General features: G+C 66.6%; 26 protein-coding genes. 11 read left to right on the top strand and 15 right to left on the bottom strand.

The annotated features are described in order from the left end of the window. Nucleotides 1–3 precede the first annotated feature (3 nt). Nucleotides 4–555 (bottom strand): TetR/AcrR family transcriptional regulator, encoded by a 552-nt coding sequence (locus Y900_RS07285; protein ID WP_036340693.1) that lies wholly within the window; start codon nt 553–555, stop codon nt 4–6. A gap of 178 nt (nt 556–733) precedes the next feature. Here Y900_RS07285 and Y900_RS07290 point away from each other — a divergent pair, with 178 nt between their 5' ends. The 3 genes from Y900_RS07290 to Y900_RS07300 all read left to right on the top strand — a co-directional run bounded on the left by Y900_RS07290 (nt 734) and on the right by Y900_RS07300 (nt 2,132). Next, on the top strand, nt 734–1,063 hold the full coding sequence (locus Y900_RS07290; RefSeq protein WP_131536114.1) for a hypothetical protein: 330 nt from the start codon (nt 734–736) through the stop codon (nt 1,061–1,063). Between the two features lie 10 nt (nt 1,064–1,073). Continuing rightward, nucleotides 1,074–1,592 (top strand): hypothetical protein, encoded by a 519-nt coding sequence (locus Y900_RS07295; RefSeq protein ID WP_081845017.1) that lies wholly within the window; start codon nt 1,074–1,076, stop codon nt 1,590–1,592. Nucleotides 1,593–1,670: 78 nt separating this feature from the next. Then, nucleotides 1,671–2,132, top strand: coding sequence for an OsmC family protein (locus tag Y900_RS07300; protein ID WP_036340697.1), 462 nt, complete (start codon nt 1,671–1,673; stop codon nt 2,130–2,132). A gap of 52 nt (nt 2,133–2,184) precedes the next feature. Here the strand turns inward: Y900_RS07300 and groL are convergent, their stop codons facing one another. The 9 genes from groL to alr all read right to left on the bottom strand — a co-directional run bounded on the left by groL (nt 2,185) and on the right by alr (nt 10,372). Beyond that, a complete protein-coding gene (gene groL / locus Y900_RS07305; protein ID WP_036340700.1) occupies nt 2,185–3,810 on the bottom strand; it encodes a chaperonin GroEL in 1,626 nt (541 codons plus the stop codon). Nucleotides 3,811–3,895: 85 nt separating this feature from the next. Beyond that, nucleotides 3,896–4,198, bottom strand: a complete 303-nt coding sequence (gene groES / locus Y900_RS07310) for a co-chaperone GroES (RefSeq protein ID WP_036346100.1) — start codon at nt 4,196–4,198, stop codon at nt 3,896–3,898. A 212-nt stretch (nt 4,199–4,410) separates the two neighbouring features. Then, nucleotides 4,411–5,403, bottom strand: coding sequence for an alpha/beta fold hydrolase (locus Y900_RS07315; RefSeq protein WP_036340703.1), 993 nt, complete (start codon nt 5,401–5,403; stop codon nt 4,411–4,413). Continuing rightward, a complete protein-coding gene (gene tsaD, locus Y900_RS07320) occupies nt 5,403–6,446 on the bottom strand; it encodes a tRNA (adenosine(37)-N6)-threonylcarbamoyltransferase complex transferase subunit TsaD (protein WP_036340706.1) in 1,044 nt (347 codons plus the stop codon). The genes Y900_RS07315 and tsaD overlap by 1 nt, the downstream gene beginning before the upstream one ends. Continuing rightward, entirely contained in the window at nt 6,443–6,898 is a 456-nt protein-coding gene (gene rimI / locus Y900_RS07325) for a ribosomal protein S18-alanine N-acetyltransferase (RefSeq protein WP_036340709.1), read from the bottom strand. The genes tsaD and rimI overlap by 4 nt, the downstream gene beginning before the upstream one ends. Next, nucleotides 6,895–7,536: a tRNA (adenosine(37)-N6)-threonylcarbamoyltransferase complex dimerization subunit type 1 TsaB gene (gene tsaB, locus Y900_RS07330; RefSeq protein WP_420329801.1), complete on the bottom strand. Its 642-nt coding sequence runs from the start codon at nt 7,534–7,536 to the stop codon at nt 6,895–6,897. Before tsaB ends, rimI begins: the two co-directional genes overlap by 4 nt. Further along, nucleotides 7,536–8,009 carry a tRNA (adenosine(37)-N6)-threonylcarbamoyltransferase complex ATPase subunit type 1 TsaE gene (gene tsaE / locus Y900_RS07335; protein WP_036340711.1) on the bottom strand — a complete coding sequence of 158 codons (474 nt, stop codon included), beginning with the start codon at nt 8,007–8,009 and terminating at the stop codon, nt 7,536–7,538. The genes tsaB and tsaE overlap by 1 nt, the downstream gene beginning before the upstream one ends. After that, nucleotides 8,002–9,201, bottom strand: a complete 1,200-nt coding sequence (locus Y900_RS07340; RefSeq protein ID WP_081845018.1) for an alpha/beta fold hydrolase — start codon at nt 9,199–9,201, stop codon at nt 8,002–8,004. Before Y900_RS07340 ends, tsaE begins: the two co-directional genes overlap by 8 nt. Continuing rightward, complete coding sequence (alr, locus tag Y900_RS07345) at nt 9,194–10,372, bottom strand: alanine racemase (protein ID WP_051659942.1); 1,179 nt, start codon at nt 10,370–10,372, stop codon at nt 9,194–9,196. Before alr ends, Y900_RS07340 begins: the two co-directional genes overlap by 8 nt. Before the next feature lie 101 nt (nt 10,373–10,473). On the opposite strand from alr, the gene Y900_RS07350 reads away from it, so the two are divergent. Both Y900_RS07350 and Y900_RS07355 read left to right on the top strand, forming a co-directional pair. Then, nucleotides 10,474–11,289, top strand: a complete 816-nt coding sequence (locus tag Y900_RS07350; RefSeq protein WP_051659943.1) for a GntR family transcriptional regulator — start codon at nt 10,474–10,476, stop codon at nt 11,287–11,289. A 43-nt stretch (nt 11,290–11,332) separates the two neighbouring features. Beyond that, nucleotides 11,333–12,559 carry an HNH endonuclease signature motif containing protein gene (locus Y900_RS07355; protein WP_036340714.1) on the top strand — a complete coding sequence of 409 codons (1,227 nt, stop codon included), beginning with the start codon at nt 11,333–11,335 and terminating at the stop codon, nt 12,557–12,559. Here Y900_RS07355 and Y900_RS07360 read toward each other — a convergent pair. After that, nucleotides 12,556–13,308, bottom strand: a complete 753-nt coding sequence (locus tag Y900_RS07360) for an HAD family hydrolase (RefSeq protein WP_237752522.1) — start codon at nt 13,306–13,308, stop codon at nt 12,556–12,558. The genes Y900_RS07355 and Y900_RS07360 overlap by 4 nt on opposite strands. A 54-nt stretch (nt 13,309–13,362) precedes the next feature. On the opposite strand from Y900_RS07360, the gene Y900_RS07365 reads away from it, so the two are divergent. Next, a complete protein-coding gene (locus Y900_RS07365; RefSeq protein ID WP_036340717.1) occupies nt 13,363–14,283 on the top strand; it encodes a choline kinase family protein in 921 nt (306 codons plus the stop codon). Between the two features lie 16 nt (nt 14,284–14,299). Then, on the top strand, nt 14,300–16,756 hold the full coding sequence (locus tag Y900_RS07370) for a GcvT family protein (RefSeq protein WP_036340720.1): 2,457 nt from the start codon (nt 14,300–14,302) through the stop codon (nt 16,754–16,756). On the opposite strand, the gene Y900_RS07375 is transcribed toward Y900_RS07370, so the two are convergent. The 3 genes from Y900_RS07375 to Y900_RS07385 are packed head-to-tail and all read right to left on the bottom strand — an operon-like array spanning nt 16,737 to nt 20,043. After that, nucleotides 16,737–17,228 carry a nitroreductase/quinone reductase family protein gene (locus tag Y900_RS07375; RefSeq protein ID WP_036340722.1) on the bottom strand — a complete coding sequence of 164 codons (492 nt, stop codon included), beginning with the start codon at nt 17,226–17,228 and terminating at the stop codon, nt 16,737–16,739. The two genes, Y900_RS07370 and Y900_RS07375, sit on opposite strands and share 20 nt — an antisense overlap. Beyond that, nucleotides 17,228–18,607, bottom strand: coding sequence for a glutamate decarboxylase (gad, locus tag Y900_RS07380; RefSeq protein WP_036340726.1), 1,380 nt, complete (start codon nt 18,605–18,607; stop codon nt 17,228–17,230). Before gad ends, Y900_RS07375 begins: the two co-directional genes overlap by 1 nt. A gap of 11 nt (nt 18,608–18,618) precedes the next feature. Continuing rightward, on the bottom strand, nt 18,619–20,043 hold the full coding sequence (locus Y900_RS07385; protein ID WP_036340729.1) for a bifunctional ADP-dependent NAD(P)H-hydrate dehydratase/NAD(P)H-hydrate epimerase: 1,425 nt from the start codon (nt 20,041–20,043) through the stop codon (nt 18,619–18,621). A gap of 199 nt (nt 20,044–20,242) precedes the next feature. Here Y900_RS07385 and Y900_RS07390 point away from each other — a divergent pair, with 199 nt between their 5' ends. Together Y900_RS07390 and Y900_RS07395 are read left to right on the top strand one after the other, a co-directional pair. Continuing rightward, a complete protein-coding gene (locus tag Y900_RS07390) occupies nt 20,243–20,914 on the top strand; it encodes a TetR/AcrR family transcriptional regulator (RefSeq protein ID WP_237752523.1) in 672 nt (223 codons plus the stop codon). Nucleotides 20,915–20,979: 65 nt separating this feature from the next. Continuing rightward, nucleotides 20,980–21,648 (top strand): peroxiredoxin-like family protein, encoded by a 669-nt coding sequence (locus Y900_RS07395; RefSeq protein ID WP_036340731.1) that lies wholly within the window; start codon nt 20,980–20,982, stop codon nt 21,646–21,648. A gap of 9 nt (nt 21,649–21,657) precedes the next feature. On the opposite strand, the gene glmS is transcribed toward Y900_RS07395, so the two are convergent. After that, nucleotides 21,658–23,526 (bottom strand): glutamine--fructose-6-phosphate transaminase (isomerizing), encoded by a 1,869-nt coding sequence (gene glmS, locus Y900_RS07400; protein WP_036340734.1) that lies wholly within the window; start codon nt 23,524–23,526, stop codon nt 21,658–21,660. Nucleotides 23,527–23,580: 54 nt separating this feature from the next. On the opposite strand from glmS, the gene Y900_RS07405 reads away from it, so the two are divergent. Both Y900_RS07405 and Y900_RS07410 read left to right on the top strand, forming a co-directional pair. After that, nucleotides 23,581–24,432, top strand: coding sequence for a dienelactone hydrolase family protein (locus Y900_RS07405; RefSeq protein ID WP_036340737.1), 852 nt, complete (start codon nt 23,581–23,583; stop codon nt 24,430–24,432). A gap of 42 nt (nt 24,433–24,474) precedes the next feature. Next, nucleotides 24,475–25,515, top strand: coding sequence for an LLM class F420-dependent oxidoreductase (locus tag Y900_RS07410; protein ID WP_036340739.1), 1,041 nt, complete (start codon nt 24,475–24,477; stop codon nt 25,513–25,515).

The following is a 25,515-nucleotide window of genomic DNA, read 5'->3' on the forward strand; positions in this document are numbered from 1 at the left end:
CAACTAGCGGCCGGCCTCGACCGCCGGCCAAACCAGGTCGAAGACGCGCTCATCCCATCCGGCGGCCACCTGCCCGGTGCGTGCGCGCTCGGCAATGTACGCGCCGACGATCGCGTCGATCAGCGTCGCGTTGTCGATGTCGGCCCGCATCGAGCCGCTGGCTTTTGCGCTGTCGATGACGCCCGATAGTTCCGCCCGCTGGCCGGCAAGAATGCTCCGGAATACCTCGGTGAATTCCGGGTCGTCATCGGTCATCATCGCCGCAAGACCGCCGAAACCGATGCCGCTATCGATGGTTTCGACTGCGTGGTGGATGAGCCACCGAAGCTGGTCCGCGGCTTCGGTGTCCGGGTTCAGCGGCTCCGGTGACGCAACGGCCGACAACGCGCTCGAGAGCATGTCGCGACGATTGGGGTGCCTGCGATAAATCGTGGTTTTCGCGATACCGGAGTGGGCGGCGACGGCCTCGACAGTGACGGCGCGGGGTCCGCCGGTGCGCAGCAGGTGCAACGTCGACTCCGCGATGCCGTCTTCAACTCGATGACGTAACGCCATCGCACCTCCTCTCAGCAGCACGGGAATCTACGTGCCGGGAATTACGCTACGTTATACGTATCGATCGCTACGCTACGCGTAGCGTTCTGAACGCAATACGATTGGAGTGAGATCGATGAACATTGACCGACGCATGTCCGCGTCGACTGCCTCTGCCCTGGCGTATGTGCTGCTAGTGATGGGGTTCGCCGCGCTCGGGCTGCTGGTCGGCGCCCTGGCGACCGGCAGTGCTGTGGCCGTGGCCTTCTTCGTCGGCTTGGTGGCCTGCCTTGCCGGTTCGGTGATGGGTTTCCGCACAGCGTCTCGAAAGCTGTCAAAGTCGGAGGCTTTCGACGAGGCGACGAGCCCGGTGAGCATCTTCTCGGCGCCGCTTCCGCAGGAACAGATCGACCGCTACCTCGAGAACTATCGTCCTCAGCGGCGGGTGACCCACTCGTCGAACACGCGCAGCAACCGCGACGTAGTAACTGTTACCCCCCTTCAACCGAAATACCGTGCAGTGGCGTAAAGGAGGGCCCATGCCGATCAATTGCCGCGGTGCCATCGTCGGCGCCGGCGCGGCCCTTGCCGCCGTTGCCGCGCCCGGCGCTGCGGCGCACGCCGACCCGTTGCCCGTTGCCTGCACACCGGCCAACGTCATCGACAACGTATGCACCACCCGTCTGACGTCAGTCACGGCCGACGCCGTCAATGGCACCATTACCGGCATACCGCTCGGCGGGCGTACGGCGATAACGCTTGCGGGACAGGGTGATGCGTATCTGAAGTCGACCGGGTTCGGCGATTCGGCACCCGAGCCTGTTGAACGCTGGGACTCCACCATCGACAGCGTCAGCCAACTCAGCGTCGACCAGTTCGATCCCAGTTGGCACGCCAATGCGAAGACCCGCGTGTTCATGCCCAGGACACTGAATGACCTTGCCACGCAGTTCCCGCCGGATGTGCTGGTGGTCCGGTTCACGCCCGACGACGCTCAGCCCGGCGCGTTCCGCCTGGTGTCGATTCAGCCGACACCACCGGGCAATCCGATTAGTTGAGTCTCGGACCGCCTCCGAGTTCACCATCGAGGAGCGGATGCGACACCACTCGTGCAGTGATGGTGTTCTATTGCAGCCATGACGGCATCGAGCACCGGTAGTGAACCCGCTTCACTCGAGGGCACTGTGACGGTGACAGAAGCAGGCACCGGCACCTACACACAGAAGATCACCGCCGGTAAGCACCAGCTGTTCGCGGACGAACCGCTGCCGATCGGCGGCGATGCCGGGCCGACGCCCTATGACTTGTTACTGGCAGGCCTAGGGGCATGCACGTCGATGACGGTGCGGTTGTATGCGAACAAGAAGGGCTGGCCGCTAGATCAGGTGGAGGTGTCCCTGCGGCACAAGCGGATTCACGCCGAAGACTGCGCCGAGTGTGAGACCAAGAAAGGTTGGGTCAGCCACATCGACCGGACCATCACCTTGGTCGGCGACCTTGACGATAGCCAACGCGAGCGGCTGTTGGCGATCGCCGAGCGTTGCCCGGTGCACCAAACACTGACCTCGGAAGTCGACATCGTGACATCGCTGACCTGACAACGAAAACACCCCCGGCCCAACAGGACCGGGGGTGTCTCGCAGAGAACTACTAGTGCGCGTGCCCGTGGTGATGACCATGGCCGGCATGCTCGTCGGCATCGACCGGCTTCTCCACGATCGCGGTCTCGGTGGTGAGCACCATGCGTGCCACCGACGCGGCGTTGAGCACCGCGGAGCGGGTCACCTTCACCGGATCGATCACACCGTCGGCGATCAGATCACCATAGGTCAGCGTCGCGGCATTGAAGCCGTGCCCGGTGGGCAGCTCGCCGACCTTGTTGACCACGACCGCCCCGTCGAAACCGGCGTTGGTGGCGATCCAGAACAGCGGGGCCGACAGCGACGAGGCGAACACCTCGACGCCGAGTGCCTCGTCACCGGACACCTCCGCACGCAGCGCATCGAGCGCCTTGTTGGCCTGAACCAGAGCACTGCCACCACCGGCGACGATGCCCTCCTCGACCGCAGCCTTGGCCGCCGATACGGCGTCCTCGACCCGGTGCTTGCGCTCCTTGAGCGCGGTCTCGGTGGCCGCACCGACCTTGATCACCGCAACGCCGCCGGCCAGCTTCGCCAGCCGCTCCTGCAGCTTCTCGCGGTCCCAGTCGGATTCGCTCGCCTCGATCTCGCTCTTGAGCTGCTTGACGCGGGCCGCGATGTCGTCGGCAGATCCGCCGCCATCGACGATGACGGTGGAATCCTTGCTGACCACCACGCGGCGCGCGGTGCCCAGCACCTCCAGACCGACCTCACGCAACAGCAGGCCGACGTCGGGGTTGACCACCTGGCCACCGGTCACGACCGCCAGGTCATCGAGGAACGCCTTGCGGCGGTCACCGAAGAACGGCGCCTTGACCGCAACGGCCTTCAACGTCTTGCGAATTGCGTTGACGACCAGAGTCGACAGCGCCTCACCCTCGACGTCCTCGGCCACGATCAGCAGCGGCTTCCCGTCCTGGGCCACCTTCTCCAGCAGCGGCAGCAGGTCGGGCAGTGAGCTGATCTTGTCGCGGTGCAGCAGTATCAGCGCATCCTCGAGGACGGCCTCCTGCAGATCGAAATCGGTGACGAAGTAGGCCGAGATGAAGCCCTTGTCGAAACCGACACCGTCGGTGATCTCCAGCTCGGTGTTCATCGTCGAGGACTCCTCGACGCTGACCACACCGTCGGTGCCGACCTTGGTCATCGCCTCGCCGACCAGCTCGCCAACTTCTTCGTCGCGCGAGGAGACGGTGGCAATCTGGGCGATACCGGTCTTGCCGGCCACCGGCGTGGCCGAAGCCAGCAGCGCCTCCGACACGGCATCAGCCGCCCGGCCGATGCCCGAGCCCAGGGCGATCGGGTTCGCGCCGGCGGCCACATTGCGCAGGCCGTTCTTGATGATGGCCTGGGCCAGTACGGTGGCCGTCGTAGTTCCGTCGCCGGCCACGTCGTTGGTCTTGGTGGCCACCGACTTCACCAGCTGCGCGCCAAGATTCTCGAAGGGATCTTCCAGCTCGATCTCACGCGCGATGGTCACGCCGTCGTTGGTGACCGTCGGGCCACCGAACGCCTTGGCGAGCACTACATGGCGACCGCGTGGACCCAGGGTCACCTTCACGGCGTCGGCGAGCTTGTCGACGCCGATCTCCATGGCCCGGCGTGCGGTCTCGTCGAACTCAATCAATTTGCTCATATGTCAGTCCTGATTTCGCTTAAGCGCGTTCCGCCCCGGAAACCACCCGCATGACAACGGGGATCTCCGGGGCGGTTCACGGTTGCTACTTGTTGACGACCGCCAGCACGTCGCGGGCCGACAGGATCAGGTACTCCTCGCCGTTGTACTTGATCTCGGTGCCGCCGTACTTGCTGTAGATGACAGTGTCGCCCTCAGCGACGTCCAGCGGAATCCGCTTCTCGCCGTCCTCGTCCCAGCGGCCGGGGCCGACGGCAACGACAGTGCCTTCCTGCGGCTTCTCCTTGGCGGTGTCCGGGATGACCAGACCCGACGCGGTGGTCGTCTCGGCCTCATTGGCCTGTACGAGGATCTTGTCCTCGAGCGGCTTGATGTTCACGGCCACGATGGAGTCCTCCACTTAGTTAACTTGTTGCCGGGGCGAGTGCGCCCGGACCAGTCGGAATTACCAGGTGTTCGGCATACGTCCGTGTCCTCGCGTCGTCGTCGCGGGTGCCGACGAGAGGGGTGTTGTCCGTAAGCCACCTAGCACTCTATACATGCGAGTGCTAGCACTCAAGGGTGGCATGCTGCCTATTCGCCCAGAGCGGACGCCGCAGGTCAGTCAGATAGCTCGTGACGGACGCGTAAGTCCCCAAAAAATGCGCTGACCAGGGCATTAAACAAATCGGCCCGCTCCCACTGCAGGAAGTGCCCGGCGCCGGGCAGCACGACGGGTCCGGTCCGGTCGGTGAAGGCGACCTCGCAGAAGTGCATGAACTCCGGGCCGACGACGTGATCGTCCATGCCGTAGAGGACCAGCGTCGGCACATCGACCTTGCGGTCCATGATCGGCGGCTCGCTGACCGGGCGGCCATGAGCTAACTGATACACCGCCCACCCGGCCCGCAGCCGCTCCTCGCTGCCGAACGGCTCGGTCATGAAGTCGACGTCGTGCGAGCTGAACGTCCCCGGCGAGGCCCACAGCCGGTGGCCGTACATCTCCCCGATGTAGCGCCGCCTCTTGTCGACCGTATCGAGGTCGGCAGCCAGTTCGTCCGGGGTGGCGCCCTGCCGCTCGCGGTAGTCCCCGGTCGGGCCGTCACTCAGGATGCTCATCGGGTCCAGGCCCGCCGCGACATAGTCGTCGAACACCAGCGGCGGCACGGTGTCGAAGAACACCAGCTTGTCGACGAAGCCCGGATACCGGTGCAGCAGATCCACCGCGACCACCCCACCGACGTCCCCGCCGACAACGCCGCAGCGTTCGTGACTCAGGACGTCGTGCACCAACAGATACACATCACGGCTGTAGGCCGCGATGTCGTACACGTCGTCCTGCGACACATCGGAGTCGCCGTGCCCGCGCAGGTCTGGGGCGATCACCTCGTAACCGGCGTCCACGAACGCGGCGATGTTGCGCCACCAGATCCGCTTGGTCTCGGGGTAGCCGTGCAACAGGAGCAGCGGATACCCGCCGATACCTTCGTGAATGTAGGCCAGCGACAATCCGTCCCGGCCCGGGCTTGCCGGTACCTCGCGGCGGTGGATGGTGAACGCATCCGGGGCTGGGGTCTCGGGCTGCGCCGGACGCAGCCGTAGGTCGTAGTGCATCAACGACCGGCCCGGCCGGCGGTGACCTGGCCCGCGATGACCGGCAGACCCGGATCGCTGGGCACATCCAGCGGCGACGGGGCAGCGCCGGCCGCGATGAGGTGCGCTGCGAACGAGGCGATCATCGCCCCATTGTCGGTGCACAACCGCGGTCGCGGAATACGAAGCGTCAAACCTGCAGCGGCGCAGCGTTCTTCGGCCAGTTCACGTAATCTCGAGTTGGCCGCGACCCCGCCGGCGATCAGCAGTGTCGACACTCCGAGCTCGGCAGCGGCCCGCACCGCCTTGGCGGTGAGCACATCTGCGACGGCTTCCTGGAATCCGGCGGCGACATCGGCGGTCGGCGCATCGGGATGGCGTTCGACATAGCGGGCCACGGCGGTCTTGAGTCCGGAGAACGAGAATGCGAACGGTTCGTCGCGGGGGCCGGTCATGCCGCGCGGGAAAGCGATTGCGGTGCGATCCCCGGTGCGTGCCAGCTCGTCCAGTGGCCGGCCGCCGGGATAGCCCAGGCCGAGCAACCGGGCCACCTTGTCGTAGGCCTCACCCGCCGCATCGTCGACGGTGCTGCCCAGCTCGACGATCGGCTCGCCCAGCGAGCGCACGTGCAGCAGATGGGTGTGCCCACCGGATACCAGCAGCCCAACACATTCCGGAAGCGGGCCGTGGTCGTAGACATCAGCTGCGAGATGCCCGCCCAGGTGGTTGACGGCATAGAACGGCACACCCCACGCGGCTGCGTACGCCTTGGCGGCGGCCACCCCGACCAGCAGGGCACCGGCCAGCCCGGGCCCGATCGTGGCCGCGACGACGTCGGGCTTGTCGATTCCGGCGGTTTGCAGTGCCCGGCGCATGGTGGGCCCGAGCGCTTCGAGGTGGGCCCGGGACGCGATCTCGGGGACGACTCCACCGAACCGGGCGTGCTCGTCGACACTGGAGGCCACCTCGTCGGCCAGCAACGTGACCGTGCCGTCGACATTCAGGCGCGCGATACCGACTCCTGTTTCGTCACAGGAGCTTTCCATGGCGAGGATGATTTTCATTGCGGGTCCCGTCGCATGGTGTAGGCGTCGGCACCGCTGACCCGGTAGTAGCGCTTGCGCACACCCACGCGTGCGAAGCCGAGGCTGGTGTACAGCGCGATCGCCGGCTCGTTGTCGGTGCGCACCTCCAGGAACACCGTCGACTTCGGGCCGACCTCGCTGAGCAGCTCGACCATCATCTGCCGACCGATCCCCTGCCCCTGGTACGCGGGATCGACGCCTACGGTGTGGATCTCGTATTCGAACGGCGGGATCCGACCCAACCGGGAGATGCCGGCGTACCCGACCAGCTTGTCGTCGACACGGGCCGCGACGTACCGATTGTGCGGGGCCGCCAGTTCACGCACGAACGCGAAATCCGGCCATGGATCGTCACCGTCGAAGAGCAGGTTCTCCAACTCGGCGCAGCGAGCGGCGTCGGCCTTCTGCAATGTGCCGTAACGAATGTTCATCGCAGGACACCGCGTTCGACGAGCGTCTTCGCATCCGGGCGGCGCAGGTACAGCGGAACCAGCGGCGCCGGCGCCGCGTCCCAATCCACAACGGCAGCAACCAGTCCCGTAGCCGTTGGATAAGCAGGCCCAATCGCCGGCAGGCCGAACAGCGCGGCATGATCAGGCGATCCCGCCACGCCCGCGACATCACCGACCGGTACGTCGGCGGCGGCGGCGACGTCAGGACCCTCGACCCTGACACCGTCGGCGTACTGCGCCCAGTACACCTCCCGGCGGCGGGCATCGGTAACCACCAGGACCGCCCCGGAAGTCTGCGTGCCGATGCCGTCCAGGCTGCACACCCCGAACACCGGCCGGTCCAGCGCATGCCCGTAGGCGGCGGCGGTGGCCATCCCGACCCGCAGACCGGTGAAAGGGCCTGGGCCGCAACCCACCACGACGGCATCGAGATCGGACATGGCCAAGCCGGCGTCCGACACCGCCGCTACCACATTGGGGGTCAGCGTCTCGGCGTGGGCGCGAGCGTCGAGGGTGATCCGCTCAGCGGCCACTGTCGGGCTGCCGGAGCCGTGGCGAACCAGCACCGCCGCGGTGACCGCGGGCGTGGCGGTGTCGATGACCAGGACGGTGCGCATCATCGGCAGTTCCACCGCCATGTCGCGGTGCGCACGTCGTTCTCGGCGCTGCGCTCCAGCCTGACGTCGAGATGGTTCTCCGACAGCCGCTCGGCCAGACCCTCGCCCCATTCGACCACCACGACGGCGTCCTCGAGGTCAGCGTCGAGATCCAGCGAATCGAGTTCGGCCAGCAGATCGGCACCGGTGTGTTCGAGGAGCCGGTAGATGTCGACATGCACCAGTTCCGGGGTTCCCGGCCGACGTGCCCGATGTACGCGGGCCAGCACGAACGTCGGTGAGGTCACCGGACCCTCCACATTCATGCCGAGCGCGATTCCCTTGGTTAGTGCGGTCTTTCCAGCGCCCAGCGGGCCGGACAGGACAACGACGTCACCGGCCCGCAGTTGCCGGCCGAACTGTTCGCCGAGCGCGATGGTGTCCTCGACGGTGGCCAGTTCGCGGGTGCCGTCCTGCACCTTCGTGCTATCCACGGTTGCGGTCCTTGAGTCGTCGTGCGAAGGCCACCAATTTCGACGGGGTCGCACGCTCGACCAGGCTCACCAGCGCGTCATTGATCAGCTCGGGCTGCTCCAGCTGCACGAGGTGTCCGGCACCGGCCACGATCAGCAATTCACTGTTGGGCAGCACCGCCGCCATCTCCTCGGAATGCACCATCGGCGTGAGCACGTCGTGGTCACCACAGGCGATCAACGTCGGGATTCGGGCCAGCACGGGCAGCGCGGCGCTCTCGTCGTGGACTTCCAGAGCGTGCAGGAACTCCACCAGAGTCGCGATCGGCGTGTCGTGAATCATCTTCTCGGAGAACGCGACCACGCTCGGGCTCATATGGTCGTCGCCGTAGGAGGCGGCCCGCAGGATGGGACGGATCACCGAGCGCGCCGCACCCCGGGTGCGGTGGACCAGTTTGGGCGCGTACCGCGCGGCGAAGCGCACCGCCTCGAGCGCCGGGTTCTGCAGGATCTCGCCCAGCGGTGAGCGGGACAACCCCTCGGCGGCCGACGAGATCAGCGCCGCGCCGACGATCCGGCTGCCGTAATGCTTGGGGAACTGCCGGGCGTGCGACAGCACCGTCATACCGCCCATCGAGTGCCCGACGAGAACCACCGGTCCGCGCGGAACCATCACTTGCAGAATGGTTTCCAAGTCCTTGCCCAGTTGATCCACCGTGTAGGTGTCGACAGGTGCGGCGCTGGACTGGCCGTGCCCGCGCTGGTCGTAGAACACCATCCGGACCTGATCGCCCCACCGGGATGCCAGTGCCGCGCGCTGGAAGTGGAACGATCCCATCTGCAAGCAGAATCCGTGCGCGAACACCACGGTCAAGGGGGCCGTGGTGGGTCCGACCTCGCGCACCACCAGCGGGATACCGTCCGGGGTGGTCACCACACAGCCGCGGTCGGCATCGAGCAGCCCGAAATCCTCGCGCTGATAGACGTCTTCGATGTCCGACCGGTGCCCGAACGAACGAGCGGCCGAAACGCCTGCGACCGTGCCGACGGCGCCGAGGCCGGCTACACCGGCCAGCAGGCCGGCGCGCTTACCGACACCGAGACCCGGGTGGTCTGCCTTGCGCGCCAACCGCTCGGCGCTCTTCTCGGCGCGGCGGGCCAGCCGCTGATCAATGCCGCGCGGCTTGGGGCTCTTCTGGCCGTCACTAGCCATCGGCGCCGGGCTCCCGGTACGTGCGCACCACGCGTCCGCGCGGGCTGGTGACCACCTCGTAGTGGATGGTGCCGAGCAGCTCGGCCCAATCCTGGGCGGTCTGTTCACCAGATGTGCCCGGGCCGAACAGGATCGCCTCGTCCCCGGCGGCGGCTCCGGGATCGCCCGGACCGAGATCGACGACGAACTGATCCATGCAGACCCGCCCGACGCTTCGCCGCAGCCGCCCGTTGATCAGGATGTCGATGCGTCCGCCGAGTGTGCGGTACAGGCCGTCGGCGTACCCGATGGGCAGCAAGGCCAGATTCGTGTCCCGCTCCGCGATCCAGGTGTGGCCGTACGACACGCCGTCACCGGCCTTGACCGGCTTGACCATCGCGACGGTGCAGCGAAGCGTCATCGCCGGGCGCAAGCCCATGTCGCCACGCTCAGGGATGGGGCTCAGCCCGTAGACCGCGATGCCGGGGCGGACCATGTCGAAACCCAGATCCGGGCGGGTCATCGCCGACGGCGAGTTGGACAGGTGTGCGACGTCGAATTCGATTCCACGAGAACGCGCTTCGGCGATCATCGCGGTAAAGCGCTGCGCTTGAAGGTCGTTGAGCGGATCGTCGGGGACATCACCATTGGCAAGATGCGACATGATGCCCCGCAACCGGATCGCGTCTGCGGCCGCAGCGCGCTGGAGTTCGGCCAGCAGCGCCGGATAGTCGGCGGCGCTCACCCCGTTACGGTTGAGTCCGGTGTCGACCTTGACCGTGATCTCCGCCGTGCGCCCGGTGCGTTCGACGGCGTCGAGAACCGCACCGACCTGATGCACCGATGACACCGCGACTCCGACGTCGGCCGTCAGCGCCGGGGCGAAGTCGGTGCCCGGCGGGTGCAGCCACGCCAGAACCGGCGCCGTGATGCCACCGTGGCGCAGCGCCAGCGCCTCGTCGATCGTGGCCACTCCCAACTCAGCGGCGCCGGCGTCCACCGCCGCGCGGCCGGCCGCAACAGCGCCATGGCCATAGGCGTCGGCTTTGACCACCGCCATCACCTGGGCGGAGCCCGCGTGCTCACGCAGAACGCCCACATTGTGGGCGATCGCCCCCAGATCGACGATCGCTTCGGCGCCGGGGCGCCAAACCTGGGTGTGCGTCGACGGGGTCAACGAAGTCGTGTGCATGGTCTCCTCACCGTCGCCAATTGTCCCAGAAACCGACACGGGAGCCCGCATAGGGCGCTGACCTGTCATTTCGTGCCGGTAGGAGCGGTAGAGTCGGCCGAATGCGGGTGCTGTCGATGGACGACGCCGTCCTGGCCGAACGTCCCGACCTGAGCGGGCCGTCCGAGCAGCCGGCCCACGCCCGGATCGCCATCTGGCTGGAGAAACTGATCGTTTCCGGGGTGCTGGCGCCCGGCGACAAGTTGCCTGCCGAGGTCGAGATCGCCGGCGCGCTCGGCGTGAGCCGGATGACGCTGCGCCAGGCGCTGGCGGCCATCGAAGCCAAAGGGCTCATCCGGCGCAGCCGGGGGCGTTTCGGGGGGAACTTCGTCGAGACCCCGCGGCTGGAATTCGACCACATCGGCCTGCCCGGGTTCACCGAGCAGTTGCGCAGGCTGGACATGGCCGCCGGCGCACGGGTGATCGGCGCGGCGACCCGCCCGGCGACCGGCGTGGTGCGCCAGGCCCTGCGGCTCAAGCGCGGCGCCCAGGTACACAAGATCGTCCGGATGCGCTCGGCCAACAACACGCCGGTGCTGATCGAGGAGACGTACCTCCCTGCGGCCCGGTTTCCCGGACTGCTGTCCGCAGACCTGACCGGCTCGATGTACGCATTGATGGCCGACGAATTCGACACTCCGCTGCGTTCGGCGGACGAGCACATCGAGGCGGTACCGGCCGGCGAGTCGTCGGCCGGGCTGCTGGGGGTTGCGATCGGCGATCCGTTGCTTCTGGTGACGCGAACGGCCTACGACCGCAACGATGTTCCCGTTGAATTCTCCTACGACTTTTTCCGCTCGGATCGCACTCGGATCCGGGTCAAATCCGGCGTCGACCGCGGACCCGACGCCGCGGTGGAGACCTCGCCCGCGTCTTAACGTCGCAGCGATTTTTGTCGGACCCTGCTGTCATCATGGAGTTATGTCCTCGACCACCGTGCTCAGCCCGAAGGAGCGTCTGGAGGTGGTGTTTGAGGAGTTGGCGGAGCTGGCCGGCCAGCGCAACGCGATCGACGGCCGCATCGTGGAGCTTGTCGCCGAATTGGATCGCGACGACCTCTGCGGTATGACCGGGGCGCGGTCCGTCGCCGCCGTGGTGGCCTGGAAGCTGGGCACCTCACCCTCCAACGCCAACACCATTTCAGCTGTCGCACATCGACTTTCTGAATTTCCGCGATGCACACAAGGCATGCTGGAAGGCCGGTTGTCCCTGGATCAGGTCGGCGTCATCGCCCAACGAGCCGCCGACGGCTCCGACGAGCACTACGCGCAACTGGCCACGGTTGCGACAGTCGGCCAGCTGCGCACCGCGATCAAGCTGGAACCCAGGCCCGACGGCGCGTCCCGTCCAGAACCGCAACGCGCGATCACCAATACCTCCGGTGAGGACACCACCACCTGGAAGATCACCCTTCCGCACAGCGAAGCAGCCACGTTCGACGCCGCGCTGCAGTCCCATCATGATGCGTTGGTCGCAGACTGGAAACGCGATCACGACGCCGACTCTGCAGACAACGCGCCACCATTGCCCAACACCGTGGACGCGTTCATGAGCCTGGTCGAGGCCGGCTGGGACACCGACGTCGCCCGCCGCCCCCACGGGCAACGCACCACCGTGGTGGTCCACCTCGACGTCGAAAAGCACACCGGGCAACTACATCTGGGTCCGCTGCTCTCCGATGGCGATCGCCAATACCTGACGTGCGATGCCACCTGCGAAGCATGGTTCGAACGCGACGGCCAGCCCATCGGCGCCAGCCGCACCACCCGCACCATCAACCGGCGGCTCCGCCGCGCCCTCGAACACCGCGACACCACCTGCGCAGTCCCCGGCTGCAGCGCCACCCGTGGACTGCACGCCCACCACATCCAACACTGGGAAAACGGCGGCCCCACCGAACTGCACAACCTCGTGCTGCTGTGCCCTTATCACCACCGAGCACACCACCACGGCGACATCACCATCACCGGACCCGCCCACCAACTCACCGTCACCGACAGCGACGGCGACCCACTCAGCTCGCGCTCACTCGCCCGCCCACCACACCATCCACCACCGACGGTTCCACCCTGCCCCGGACCCACCGGCGAACGCGCAGACTGGAAGTGGTACCAACCCTTTCAGCCGAAAGCACCACCGGAGAACTAGCGGCCGCGCAGCGACGGCAGCGCATGCTCGACTACATCGGCCGATAGCCGATCGACGACCGCCGGGGCCACCGCCAGCAGCTCGTCACTGGGCTCGACCGCGACCGCGACGCACCGCATTCCGGCGGCGAGCGCACCGCGAACGCCGGGTACCGAGTCTTCGAAGACGACGATGTGCTCTGGTGCACAACCGATGTGGGCAGCGCCGGAGAGGAAGCCCTCCGGGTCCGGCTTGCCTCGGATGACATCCTCCTCGGCGACGACCACCCGGATCAGTTCACCGACCGGGCTGGTCGACAACACCGCCTCGACGTCGTCGCGCTGCGCTCCGGTGACGATGGCCATAGGCACCTCGTGCTCGGCCAACAGCTGCACCAGCCGCACCGTGTGGGCGCGGATCGGGTTGTCGCCGGCAACGAGTTCGCGGTAACGGCGCTTGCGTAGTTCGAGCAGCGTGTCGACGTCGTGGCCGACGGCGCCGCTGATCTCCAGTGCCTTCTCGACGATCTCGCGGTCACTGTGGCCCAGCAGGTGCCGGTCATAGTCCTGCTGGGTCAAGCCCCAGTTCAGATGCTCACCGAACAGCTCGCTGAAGATGCGGAACAGGATCGGCTCGTCATCGGACAACGTGCCGTTGAAGTCGAAGATCGCTGCGGGCTGCGGGGCGGCCGCCCAGCCGGTGATTATCTCGCGGGCCAGACGGGCATCCGGATAGATCGGCACGGCCGAGTCAAGCACTGGCACAGTCACAAGTCAATAGTCTAGTCTTTTAGCGCGACACACTTTCTGCGCAAGGATCCCCTCATGCCGTTCATTTCCGATCCGGAACTGGATGCGCTGCTGGATCAGCTGCCGGCGCTGGCCGGACAACCGCGCCAGATCGAAGAACTCCACGGTGGCCTCACCAACCGCAACATCAAGATCACCACGCCGGCAGCGACTTACGTCGCCCGCTGCAGCGTCACGTCCACCGATCTGCTCGGCATCGACCGGGACAACGAGTACCACAACAGCGCCGCGGCCGAGAAGGCCGGCGTCGGGGCGCCGGTGATCGATTATCGGCCCGACCTCGGCATCCTTCTGGTCGGCTTTCTCGAGGGTGTCACGCTGACCAACGCGGACTTTCAGCGGCCCGACGTCCTGGCCAGGGTCGCGCAGGGATGTCGCACACTGCACGCCGGTCCGCGCTTCCGCGACCGCTTCGACATGTTCGAACTGCAGCCTGGCTACTTGAAAGTCGTCCTGGAGCGCGGGTTCCGGATACCGACCGACTATCTGTACTTCACCCGCGAGTTCCAGGCGATGAAGCGCATCCTCGGCATCGGCGAACACGCGACCGTTCCGTGTAACAACGATCTGCTCGCCGGGAACTTCGTGGACGACGGCAGCAAGGTGTGGCTGATCGACTACGAGTACTCCGGCAACAACGATCCCTGTTTCGAACTCGGCAACATCTGGGCCGAGTGCGGATTGTCCACCGACCAGCTCGACGAACTGGTCAGCGCGTACTACGGCCGTCGGCTACGACACAAGACAGCGCGAGCCCGCCTGCAGGGAATCGTCGGCAAGTACGGCTGGACACTGTGGGGATGTATCCAGAATGCCACCAGCACACTGGATTTCGACTTCTGGGAATGGGCGATGGAACGCTACGAGTCGGCGGTCGCCGAGTTCCGCGGTCCCGATTTCCCGCGCCTGCTCGCCGATGCCCAGGCACCCGACTGACAACCGATAGGAACCCATGTCGACCCCATCATTGCCCGACCGTGCCCACGTCGTCATCATCGGCGGCGGCGTCATCGGCACCAGCGTCGCCTACCACCTGACCAAACTGGGGCACACCGACGTGGTGCTGCTCGAACAAGGCCAGCTGTCGTGCGGAACCACCTGGCACGCAGCCGGTCTGGTCGGCCAGCTGCGCGCATCGGAGAGTGGCACCAGGCTGGTCCAATACTCCACCGAGCTGTACGCCGAGCTGGAGGCGGAGACCGGGCTGAGTGCCGGATACAAGCAATGCGGCGGAGTGACGTTGGCGCGCAGCGAAGATCGGATGATCCAGCTTCGCCGCACCGCGGCCAATGCGGCTGCCTATCAGCTCGATTGCGAACTCCTCAGCCCGGAGGAGGCTTTCGAACGCTACCCGGTGATGCGGGTCGACGACCTGGTGGGCGCGATCTGGCTGCCCGCCGACGGAAAGGCCAATCCGACCGACCTGACGATGGCTTTGGCCAAGGGTGCGCGGCAGCGGGGCGCCAAGGTGTTGGAGCACGTTCGCGTGCTCGACGTGCTCACCGCCGATGGCGGCGTGACGGGAGTTCGCACCGACGCCGGCGACATCGAAGCCGAAATCGTGGTCAACTGCGCCGGTCAGTGGGCCAAGGCCATCGGCGCATTGGCCGGGGTCAACGTGCCGCTGCATTCTGCCGAACACTTCTACGTGGTCACCGAAACCATTGCCGGCGTCCATCCCGATCTGCCGATCCTGCGCGATCCCGACGGCTACACCTACTTCAAGGAGGAAGTCGGCGGGCTGGTCATCGGTGGGTTCGAGCCGGAAGCCAAGCCGTGGGTGGCCCCCGACAAGATTCCCTACCCCTTCGAGTTTCAGCTGCTCGACGAGGATTGGGAGCACTTCGAGATCCTGATGGACAATGCGCTGTTGCGGATTCCCGCACTCGAACACACCGGCCTGAAGAAGCTGTACAACGGCCCGGAGAGTTTCACCCCGGACAACCAATTCATCCTCGGCGAGGCTCCCGAGTGCGCCAATTTCTTCGTCGGCGCGGGATTCAACTCGGTGGGCATCGCCTCGGCCGGCGGTGCCGGGCGCGCACTGGCGGAGTGGATCGTCAACGGCTCCCCCACCACCGACCTCACCGGCGTCGACATCCGCCGCTTCGCACCGTTCAACGGCAACGTGTCCTGGTTGCACGACCGGGTGGCCGAGATCCTCGGTGTGCACTACGAAATCCCCTGGCCGAACCGGGAACTGGCGACAGCACGCCCGTTCCGCCGTTCCCCGGTGCATCACCTGCTGGTGGCGGCGGGGGCCAACTTCGGTAGTCGGATGGGCTGGGAGCGGGCGAACTTCTTCGCACCACCGGGCAGCGAGCCGGTCATCGAATACTCCTGGGGTAAGCAGAACTGGCTGCCGTGGTCGGTGGCCGAACAGGTCAGCACCCGCACCGGCGTCACCGTCTTCGACCAGACGTCGTTCTCCAAATACGTGCTCGCCGGACCCGGAGCCGTGGCAGGTCTGCAGTGGCTGTGCACCGCCGACGTGGCTGTGCCGGTGGGCAAGTCGGTGTACACCGGGATGCTCAACGAACGCGGCACCTACGAATCGGACGTCACCGTCACCCGCACCGGGCCGCAGGAGTTCCTGATCGTCAGCAGCGCGGCGACCACCGAACGGGACAAGGACCACATTCGCAAGAACCTGCCTGCCGGGGCGCACGCCGAACTCGTCGACGTCACATCCTCGATGGCGGTCTTCGGCGTGATGGGCCCGAAGTCACGCGAGCTCCTGCGCGAGCTCACCGACGCCGACCTCTCCGACGCCGCATTCCCGTTCGCCACCAGCCAGGTAATCTCGCTGGGCTACGCCACGGTACGTGCCACCCGCATCACCTACGTCGGCGAATTGGGTTGGGAACTCTACGTTCCCACCGAATTCGCGGTCGGCGTCTACGAAGACCTGCTGTCGGCCGGTGAGAAATACGGTATCGCCCGCGGCGGCTACTACGCGATCGAGTCCCTGCGCTTGGAGAAAGGCTACCGGGCTTTCGGCCGCGAACTGACGCCGAACGACAATCCGGCGGAGGCCGGGCTGCTGTTCGCCTGCAAACTGACCTCCGATGTCGACTTCCTCGGCCGGGTAGCCGTGGAGAAGGCCAAGGCTGAAGGTCCCCGCAGGCGGGTGGTCAGCTTCTCCGTCGACTCGCCCGACCCGATGCTCTGGGGCGGCGAACTGATCCTGCGCGACGGCGCCGTCGCCGGACAGGTCAGCTCGGCGGCATGGGGGGCTACGACCGGTTCGTGCGTCGGGCTGGGTTACCTCCGCTCGACCGACGACGCCGTCGTCACACCCGACTGGGTGCGCTCAGGTTCGTACACGGTCAACGTCGGCGGTCAGGTCTATCCGATCACCGTGTCGCTCAAGGCCATCTACGATCCCGCTAACGAACGGGTGCGCTGAAGGGCTCGATCGGCCGTAGCGGGCTCAACATGACGAGCGGGATCCGTCGGCTCGTGGACTGCTGATAGGCGATATACGGCGGATACAGGTGGCACATGTACTCCCACACCTGATGCCGTTCGTCGCCCTGCGGCTCGCGCCACGTGGCCTCGAAGGCCTGCGTGGCGATCTGCACCCCGAGCGTCTGCTGGGAGAGAACGTTCAGATACCACGCCGGATGGCTGTCGGCGCCACCCTTGGACGCGACGACCACGATCTCACCACCGGCGTTCCCGTAGATCAACGGAGTGATGTACGACTGACCCGACTTGCGCCCCGTGTAGCGGATCAGGCAGTGGGTGGTGAACGACCGCCCGCCGACGTCACTCAGGTCGAGGACGTGTCCCTGCGCGCCACCGCTTTCCAGGTACGTCGCACGGTGTTGCGCTGTCCAGTCGGCACGGTCGGCGCGTAGTGCTTCGGCGTCGGTCATCAGTGCGCGAAGTGTTCTTGGGTGAAGTGGCCCTCGGGCTGGATCGCGTCGAGATGGCCCAGCACGGCGTTGAGGTCCGCCCACAGCGAGCGGGCCAGGTCGGCGGAGAACCCTTCTCGCACAACCACCCGCAGCACCGAGACGTTCTCCGCACCGTCGGGCATCGTGTACGCCGGCACCTGCCAGCCGTAGGAGCGCAGGGCGGCCGACACGTCGAACTCGGTATAGCCGAGGTCACCCTTGAGCCGGAACGCCACCACCGGTATCGCCGATCCGTCGGAGATCACCTCGAAGTGCTGACAGTCCTCCAGTTGGTCGGAGAGCCAGCGGGCTGTGGCCGAGAGGCACTGCATCACGTGGGTGTAGCCGGCCCGGCCCAGCCGCAGGAAGTTGTAGTACTGGCCGACCACCTGATTGCCCGGCCGGGAGAAGTTCAGCGTGAACGTCGGCATGTCCCCGCCGAGATAGTTCACCCGGAACACCAGCTCCTCGGGTAGGCAATCGGCGTTGCGCCACACCACGAATCCGATACCCGGATAGGTCAGCCCGTACTTGTGGCCGCTGACGTTGATCGACGCCACCCGCGGCAGCCGGAAGTCCCACTTGAGGTCGGTGTGCAGGAAGGGCACCACGAATCCGCCGCTGGCGGCGTCGACGTGCACGGGGATGTCGAGTCCCTTGTCGGCCTGCAACGTGTCCAGTGCCGCGCAGATCTCGGCGATCGGTTCCAGTTCACCGGTGTAGGTGGTGCCCAGAATGCCCACCACGCCGATGGTGTCCTCGTCGACGGCGTCCAGCACCTGCTCGGGGGTGATGACGTAGCGGCCCTCGGCCATCGGGAGGTAGCGCGGCTCGACTTCGAAGTAGCGGCAGAACTTTTCCCACACCACCTGCACGTTGGCACCCATCACCAGGTTGGGGGTGCGGGTCTTCCACGTGTCGCCGACGCGAGCCTTCCAGCGCCACTTCAGCGCCAGACCGCCGAGCATCACGGCCTCCGAGGACCCGATCGTGGAGACCCCGACCGCGGTGGAGGCGTCGTCGTCGCGCAGGTTCTCGGCGTGGAAGAGATCGGCGACCATTGCCACACAGCGGGATTCGATGGCAGCGGTGGCCGGGTACTCGTCCTTGTCGATCATGTTCTTGTCGAACGTCTCCGACATCAGCTTCTCGGCCTCGGGGTCCATCCAGGTGGTGACGAACGTGGCGAGGTTGAGCCGTGAACTGCCGTCGAGCATCAGCTCGTCGTGGATGAACCGGTATGCCGCAGTGGGTTCCATCGCCTCATCGGGCAGCCGCAGGGACGGGATGGGGTCGGTCGACAGGCGTCCGGTGTAGGCCGGCGCGATCGAAGGGGAACGGTACTTGACGTGGGGCACGGGTGTCCTTTCTACAGTTCTGCGATGGCTTGACGAATGTGGGCGAGGATGCGCGAGGCCGATGTCGGCGCCGGAGCCGGGCCGGGATCGGCGGCCGAGGCGTTGGCGGCGCGCGCGTGCACGAATGCTGCCGCCGCAGCTGCCTCGGCCGGCGGCATACCCGAGGCCAGTAGCGCACCGATCATCCCCGACAACACGTCCCCGGAGCCGGCGGTCGCCGCCCAGGAACCACCTGCGGGGTTCAGGTAGACGATGCCGCCGGCAGGCTCGGCGACGACGGTGACGTTGCCCTTGAGCAGCACCGTCGCGCCGAAGGCGTCGGCAAGCCGACGGGTGGCGGCCACCCGGTCCTCCCCCGGCGGGCCGCCGGCCAATCGGGCGAACTCGCCTGCGTGCGGGGTGAGCACCGTTGGGGCCGTTCGGCCCGCCACCAGATCCGGCTGGGTGGACAGGATGGTGAGGGCGTCAGCATCGACCACCACCGGGAGATCAGAACTGAGTGCGAAATGCAAAGCGGCGAAGCCTTTTTCATCAGTACCCAGGCCCGGACCGACGACCCACGACTGCACCCGCCCGGCTGCGTGCGGGTTGGGCGCAGCCACCACCTCCGGCCAGTGCGACACGACCTCGGCTGCAGCGGACCCGGCGTAGCGCTTCATACCCGATGTCGTCGCCACCGCGGCCCCGGTGCACAGGATTGCCGCGCCGGGATACGTCGACGATCCGGCCAGGATGCCGGTGACACCCTGACTGTACTTGTCGTCGTGCACTCCGGGCAGCGGCCAACGGGCCTTGACATCAGCGGCTTCCATACCCAGCACGGAGGTGGGCGGAAGGTCTAAACCGATGTCGATCAGTTCGACCCGGCCGCAGTCAGCCAGGGCGTGAACGGGTTTGAGGCCACCGAAGGTGACAGTGAGTGCTGCGCGCACGGCGGGTCCGGTGATCGCGCCGGTCTGGACGTCTACGCCGCTGGGGATGTCGACGGCCACCACCGGAATCTCGGCGTCCTCGGCAGCGGCGAACACCTCGGCCGCCGCCGGACGTAGAGGGCCGCTGCCGGAGATGCCGACCACCCCGTCGATCACGAGATCGGTCAACGGCGGTACAGCCGGAACCACCCGGCCGCCGGCAGATCGAAACGCGGCCAGCGCCTTGGCGTGAGTGCGGTCGGGGTTGAGCAGCACCGCGGTCGCGGCAGCCCCGCGGCGACGCAGGAGGGTGGCCGCCCACAGCGCATCACCGCCGTTGTCGCCCGAGCCGACCACCGCGCAGAGCCGGCGACCGGCCACGCCGCCGGCACGGATTCGCAGCTCGCGGGCGATCGCGGTGGCCAATCCATAGGCGGCACGACGCATCAGTACACCATCAGGCAGGCCGGCCAGCAGGGGCGCCTCGGCGGCGCGAATCGCGTCGGCGGTGAAGTAGTGCCGCATCGGCACCAAGGTTACGTGCTGAACCCCGGATAACGGCCGAGTCCGCGTGGCTGGTCACTGTCTCGAGCGAACGCGCGGGGTGGGAGGCGTTCTGCGAGTCCACCGATGAGCGCGTCATCTCCGCCGGATCGCTCCGCGCGGCGCTGGTCGCTGTATCAGCAGACCGCCAAGACCACGTGGCGCTCGGTACGATTTTGGAGTGAACGATCCAGCACAGAGTGCGGCAACCGTAGCGGTGAACGGCCGGAGACTGACCCGTAAAGGCGTGCAGACTCGGGATCGAATCGTGGCGGTCGCCGCGGACCTGATGCAGCAGCGCGGCGTGGCCCGGACGACCGTGGAGGACATCCAGGAGGCGGCCGGGATCAGCTCGTCGCAGCTATACCACTACTTCGCCGACAAGGGCGCCCTGGTGGCAGCGGTCATCGAGCTTCAGGGGCAACGAGTTCTCGGCGTCCAGCACCTCGGCCTGGACCGGGTGACGTGCCTGGCCGATCTGTGGCGCTGGCGCGATCTGGTGGTCGGTATTCGGACAGCTCAAAACTGTGTTGGCGGATGTCCGCTGGGATCGTTGGCCGCGGATCTGGCAGAGACCGACGCCGTCGCACGCGCACAACTGGCACGCTGGTTCGCCGAGTGGGAGCGGATACTGCGCACCGGACTCGCATCCATGGCGTCCGCGGGTCAATTCGCCGACGGCACCGATACCGACCGTCTCGCACTGGCGCTGCTGGCCGCGACCCAGGGAGGCCTCCTGCTGAGCCAGGTCAACCGGGACACCGCCGCGTTGACCGCAGCAATGGACACCGTGATCACTCACATCGGCACGCTCCTGACCGAGGCACCGTCCGACACCGTTCGGCGGCATTGATTTTGATGTTGACACTCCATTTTTTCCGGGACACCATCGGCGGCAGTCCTACGAAAGGAGTCTCCGTGTCCACCACTGAGCCGGCCACGATCGCCACCCAGGTCGCGCAGATGCAGCAGGGCCTGGCGGGTCACCTGCCCGCCGGCGCCATCGAAGTGTTCACCGCAGACCAGAAACGCATGGTCGAGGAAGGCGTACCGCTCGGTGCGGCGCAGCCGGGGACTGCCCTGCCAGACCCTGAAGTTGTTGATGCACACGGGAAATCGACCACGATAAGTGCACTGCGCGCACACCGTCCGGCGGTTGTGGTCTTCTACCGCGGCACGTGGTGTCCATACTGCAATCTCGCGCTGAAGACTTACCAGGATCAGTTGGTTCCGGAACTCTCGTCGCGCGGAATACCACTGATCGCCGTCAGCCCCCAGAAGCCCGACGGGTCACTATCCACTACAGAAGCCAACGCCTTGACCTTCGACGTGGTCTCCGACCCCGGCAACCAGATCGCCTCGGCGCTCGGCATCGTCGTCACGCCCTCTGCGGCGTCACGTGCGGTCAGTCAGCAGCTCGGCGTCGACCTGCGAGAAGCCAATGCTGACGGTGGCTACGAGCTGCCGATGCCTACCGTCCTGATCGTCGACGGTGACGGCGTTATCGCATGGAGCGACATCCACCCCGACTACACCACCCGCACCGAGGTCGCGGAGATCCTGGCCGCCGTCGCACAGCTGGGCTGAGCGCCGTCGTCACTCCACCGTGACGGACTTGGCCAGGTTGCGCGGCTTGTCCACGTCGAAACCGCGGGCCCTGGCCACCGCGGCGGCGAACACCTGCAGCGGCACCGTGGACAGCAACGGCTGGAAAAGCGTTGATACCGCTGGCAACTCGAAGATGTGGTCGGCATAGGGCCGCACTGTGTCGTCGCCCTCCTCGGCGAGGACGATGGTGACCGCACCGCGGGCCTGGATCTCGCGGATATTGCTCAGCAGCTTGGCGTGCAACGTGGCCGCATTCTTCGGTGACGGCATGACCACGATGACGGGCAGGCCGTCTTCGATGAGCGCGATGGGGCCGTGCTTGAGCTCACCGGCGGCAAAGCCCTCGGCGTGCATGTAGGCCAGTTCCTTCAGTTTGAGCGCACCCTCGAGAGCCACCGGGTACCCGACGTGGCGGCCCAGGAACAGCACCGTCGGCGATGACGCGAACTGCTGACCCAATTTCGTGATCGGCTCCATGTGCTCGAGCACGCGGGTGACCTGCTCAGGCATCGACTCCAGTTCGTGGTACTCGCGTTCGACCTCGTCGGGGTACTTGGTACCGCGAGCCTGGGCCAACGCCAGGCCGACCAGGTAGTTGGCCGCGATCTGGGCGAGGAACGTCTTGGTGGCCGCCACCCCGATCTCGGGTCCGGCGCGGGTGTAGAGCACCGCGTCGGCTTCCCGCGGGATCTGGCTGCCGTTTGTGTTGCAGATCGCCAGCACCTTGGCCTTCTGGCTCTTGGCGTGGCGGACGGCTTCCAGGGTGTCGGCAGTCTCACCGGACTGCGAGATCGCGATCACCAGGGTGCCGCGATCCAGTACCGGGTCGCGATAGCGAAACTCGCTGGCCAGCTCCACTTCCACCGGCAAACGCGTCCAGTGTTCGATCGCGTATTTCGCGAGCAGCCCGGAATGGAATGCGGTGCCGCAGGCGACGATGAAGACCTTGTCGACCTCGCGGAGCTCCTGATCACTCAGCCGCTGTTCGTCGAGCACGATGCGGCCGTCGACGAAATGCCCGAGCAGGGTGTCGGAAACCGCCGCCGGCTGCTCGGCGATCTCCTTGAGCATGAAGTAGTCGTAGCCGCCTTTTTCCGCGGCGGACAGGTCCCAGTCGATGTGGAAAACACGCGCGTTCGCGGTGTCGTCGGCGCCGTCGAAATCGGTGATCGAGTACCCGTCGGCGGTTATCACCACCGCCTGGTCCTGACCCAACTCGACGGCATCCCTGGTGAATTCGATGAATGCCGCGACGTCGGAGCCGATGAACATCTCGCCGTCGCCGATGCCGACCACCAGTGGCGTCGACCGGCGCGCGGCGATGATCGTGCCCGGGTCGTCGGCGTGGGCGAACACCAGCGTGAAGTGCCCTTCCAGCCGGCGCAGCACCGAGAGCACCGATGCCTCGAAATCGTCCGCGGTCGGACCTTGGCGGTACGCCTGGGCGACCAGATGGACAGCCACCTCGCTGTCGGTGTCGCTGGCGAACTCGACGCCCTCGGCCTCCAGTTCAGCGCGCAGTGTGGCGAAGTTCTCGATGATCCCGTTGTGGACGACGGCGAACTTGCCTGTGGCGTCGCGGTGCGGGTGAGCATTGCGGTCGGTGGGGCGACCGTGGGTGGCCCACCGGGTGTGGCCCATCCCGGCGGTGCCGGCGAGCGCGTCGCCGCCGGTTTCGGTCAGCGCCTCTTCGAGATTGGCCAGCCGGCCGGCACGGCGACGCACCGTCAGGCCGCCGTCGCCGTCGAGCAGGGCGACCCCGGACGAGTCGTAACCGCGATACTCCATCCGCCGCAGTGCGTCGACCACGACACCTCGGGCGGGACGATGCCCGACGTAGGCCACGATTCCGCACATGTTTACCCAGGGTAGTGCAGCACCCTGGTTACGCCCGTCCGCTAGGTTCATGGGGTGGCCCGGACACGCAAGCTCTTCGCGGCGCTGACGCGCCGCGGTCCACATCACGTTCTACGCGGTGACCTGGCCTTTGCCGGGTTACCCGGCATCGTCTTCACCCCTGCGACGGGCTTCAACCTGCCCGGGGTGGCCTTCGGCCACGATTGGCTCACAGATGTCGATCACTACGTGAAAACGCTCGAGCACCTCGCGTCCTGGGGCATCGTGGCGGCCGCGCCCGGCACCGAACGCGGGCTCGCCCCGTCGGTGCTGAACCTGTCGGTCGACCTGGGCACGACCCTCGACATCATCGCCGGCGTGCGGCTGGGCCCCGGCGAGATCAGCGTGCATCCGACCAAATTGGGCCTGGCCGGACACGGCTTCGGCGGCTCGGCGGCGGTGTTCGCCGCGGCGGGCCTGGCCGGTGCGGCCTCGGGCGCGCCCAAGGCGGTCGCGGCGCTGTTTCCGTCGGTGACCCGGCCCCCCGCCCAGGAACCGGCGGCATCGCTCACGGTGCCCGGTCTGGTGCTCAGCGCGCCCGACGATCCGCAATCGCTGCGCACCGACGCCCTGCACCTGGCCGAAGCCTGGAAGGGGTCGGTGTTGCACATCGTCAGCAAGGCCGAGTCGTCCGGGCTGGCCGAGAAGCGCCGGTTCGCCAAGGTCCTCGGCATACCGGGTTCCGACAAGCGCACCCAGAAGACGGTGCGCGCCCTGCTGACCGGCTTCCTGCTGTTTCACCTGACCGGCGACAAGGCCTACCACGAATTCGCCGACCCCGAAGCGGTGCTGCCGAAGACCGAGGCGCTCGATCCCGAGGCGCCGCCGGTGACAACAGAGGGCCAGATCGCCGCGCTGCTGAAGTAGCCCGCCGTCGCCCAACCAACTGGTTGGTGTTTTACTTTCCAGATGCGTACCGGGATCTTTCTGGACTATTCGGGCGGCTTTCGTGAGGCGGTCGAGCACATCGTGGCGGTGGAAAAGGCCGGGGTCGACATCGCGCTGGTCGCCGAGGCCTACTCCTATGACGCTGTCAGCCAGCTCGGTTACCTGGCCGCCAAGACCTCGACGATCGAGCTGGGATCGGGCGTCTTTCCGATCTACACCCGGACGCCGTCGCTGCTGGCGATGACGGCGGCCGGCCTGGACTTCGTATCCGACGGGCGCTTCCGGCTCGGCATCGGCACGTCCGGCCCGCAGGTGGTGGAGGGGTTTCACGGGGTGCCGTTCGACGCCCCGCTCGGCCGTACCCGCGAAGTCGTCGACATCTGCCGGCAGGTATGGCGCCGCGAGCGGGTCCAGCATCAGGGTCGCAGTTACCAGATCCCGTTGCCCGCCGACCAGGGCACCGGACTGGGCAAGCCACTGCAGCTCATCAATCACCCAGTCCGCGAACGGATTCCGATCACCATCGCCGCACTGGGCCCGAAGAACGTCGAGTTGACCGCTGAGATCGCCGAAGGCTGGCAGCCGGTGTTCTTCTACCCGGAGAAGGCCGACGACGTGTGGGGCGATGCGTTGCGCGCCGGAAAAGCCAAGCGTGACAGTACGCTTGGCGATCTCGATGTGATGGTCGGAGTGTCACTGGCCATCGGCGACGACGTGGAGGAACGGCTGAATTGGGCCAAGCCGCACCTTGCGCTGTATATCGGTGGGATGGGCGCGAAGGGACAGAATTTCTACCACAAGCTGGCGACGCGGTACGGGTACGGCGAGGTGGCCGATCACATCCAAGAGCTGTTCCTGTCCGGTCGCAAGGCCGAGGCGATCGCCGCCGTGCCCGACGAGCTCGTACGAAACGTGAACCTGATCGGCCCGCGCGGCTTCGTCAAGGAACGCATCGCCGCCTTCGCCGAGTCCGGGGTGACCACACTGCTCGCCACGCCGACCACCACTGACGCAGGCGAATACATCAGTTGGGTCGAGGAGTTGCAGCAGCTGCTGCCCTGA

Source organism: Mycolicibacterium aromaticivorans JS19b1 = JCM 16368, assembly GCF_000559085.1.
GTDB classification, from domain to species: Bacteria; Actinomycetota; Actinomycetes; order Mycobacteriales; family Mycobacteriaceae; genus Mycobacterium; species Mycobacterium aromaticivorans.

Coding starts and splice junctions, on each gene's coding strand:
- Y900_RS07295 (WP_081845017.1), top strand. CDS start 1,074: ATGCCGATCAATTGCCGCGGTGCCATCGTCGGCGCCGGCGCGGCCCTT.
- Y900_RS07355 (WP_036340714.1), top strand. CDS start 11,333: ATGTCCTCGACCACCGTGCTCAGCCCGAAGGAGCGTCTGGAGGTGGTG.
- rimI (WP_036340709.1), bottom strand. CDS start 6,898: ATGAACATTCGTTACGGCACATTGCAGAAGGCCGACGCCGCTCGCTGC.
- alr (WP_051659942.1), bottom strand. CDS start 10,372: ATGCACACGACTTCGTTGACCCCGTCGACGCACACCCAGGTTTGGCGC.
- Y900_RS07300 (WP_036340697.1), top strand. CDS start 1,671: ATGACGGCATCGAGCACCGGTAGTGAACCCGCTTCACTCGAGGGCACT.
- tsaD (WP_036340706.1), bottom strand. CDS start 6,446: ATGAAAATCATCCTCGCCATGGAAAGCTCCTGTGACGAAACAGGAGTC.
- Y900_RS07385 (WP_036340729.1), bottom strand. CDS start 20,043: ATGCGGCACTACTTCACCGCCGACGCGATTCGCGCCGCCGAGGCGCCC.
- Y900_RS07315 (WP_036340703.1), bottom strand. CDS start 5,403: ATGCACTACGACCTACGGCTGCGTCCGGCGCAGCCCGAGACCCCAGCC.
- Y900_RS07375 (WP_036340722.1), bottom strand. CDS start 17,228: ATGACCGACGCCGAAGCACTACGCGCCGACCGTGCCGACTGGACAGCG.
- Y900_RS07370 (WP_036340720.1), top strand. CDS start 14,300: ATGTCGACCCCATCATTGCCCGACCGTGCCCACGTCGTCATCATCGGC.
- Y900_RS07285 (WP_036340693.1), bottom strand. CDS start 555: ATGGCGTTACGTCATCGAGTTGAAGACGGCATCGCGGAGTCGACGTTG.
- Y900_RS07365 (WP_036340717.1), top strand. CDS start 13,363: ATGCCGTTCATTTCCGATCCGGAACTGGATGCGCTGCTGGATCAGCTG.
- groL (WP_036340700.1), bottom strand. CDS start 3,810: ATGAGCAAATTGATTGAGTTCGACGAGACCGCACGCCGGGCCATGGAG.
- Y900_RS07410 (WP_036340739.1), top strand. CDS start 24,475: ATGCGTACCGGGATCTTTCTGGACTATTCGGGCGGCTTTCGTGAGGCG.
- Y900_RS07350 (WP_051659943.1), top strand. CDS start 10,474: ATGCGGGTGCTGTCGATGGACGACGCCGTCCTGGCCGAACGTCCCGAC.
- Y900_RS07290 (WP_131536114.1), top strand. CDS start 734: ATGGGGTTCGCCGCGCTCGGGCTGCTGGTCGGCGCCCTGGCGACCGGC.
- Y900_RS07340 (WP_081845018.1), bottom strand. CDS start 9,201: ATGGCTAGTGACGGCCAGAAGAGCCCCAAGCCGCGCGGCATTGATCAG.
- glmS (WP_036340734.1), bottom strand. CDS start 23,526: ATGTGCGGAATCGTGGCCTACGTCGGGCATCGTCCCGCCCGAGGTGTC.
- tsaB (WP_420329801.1), bottom strand. CDS start 7,536: ATGCGCACCGTCCTGGTCATCGACACCGCCACGCCCGCGGTCACCGCG.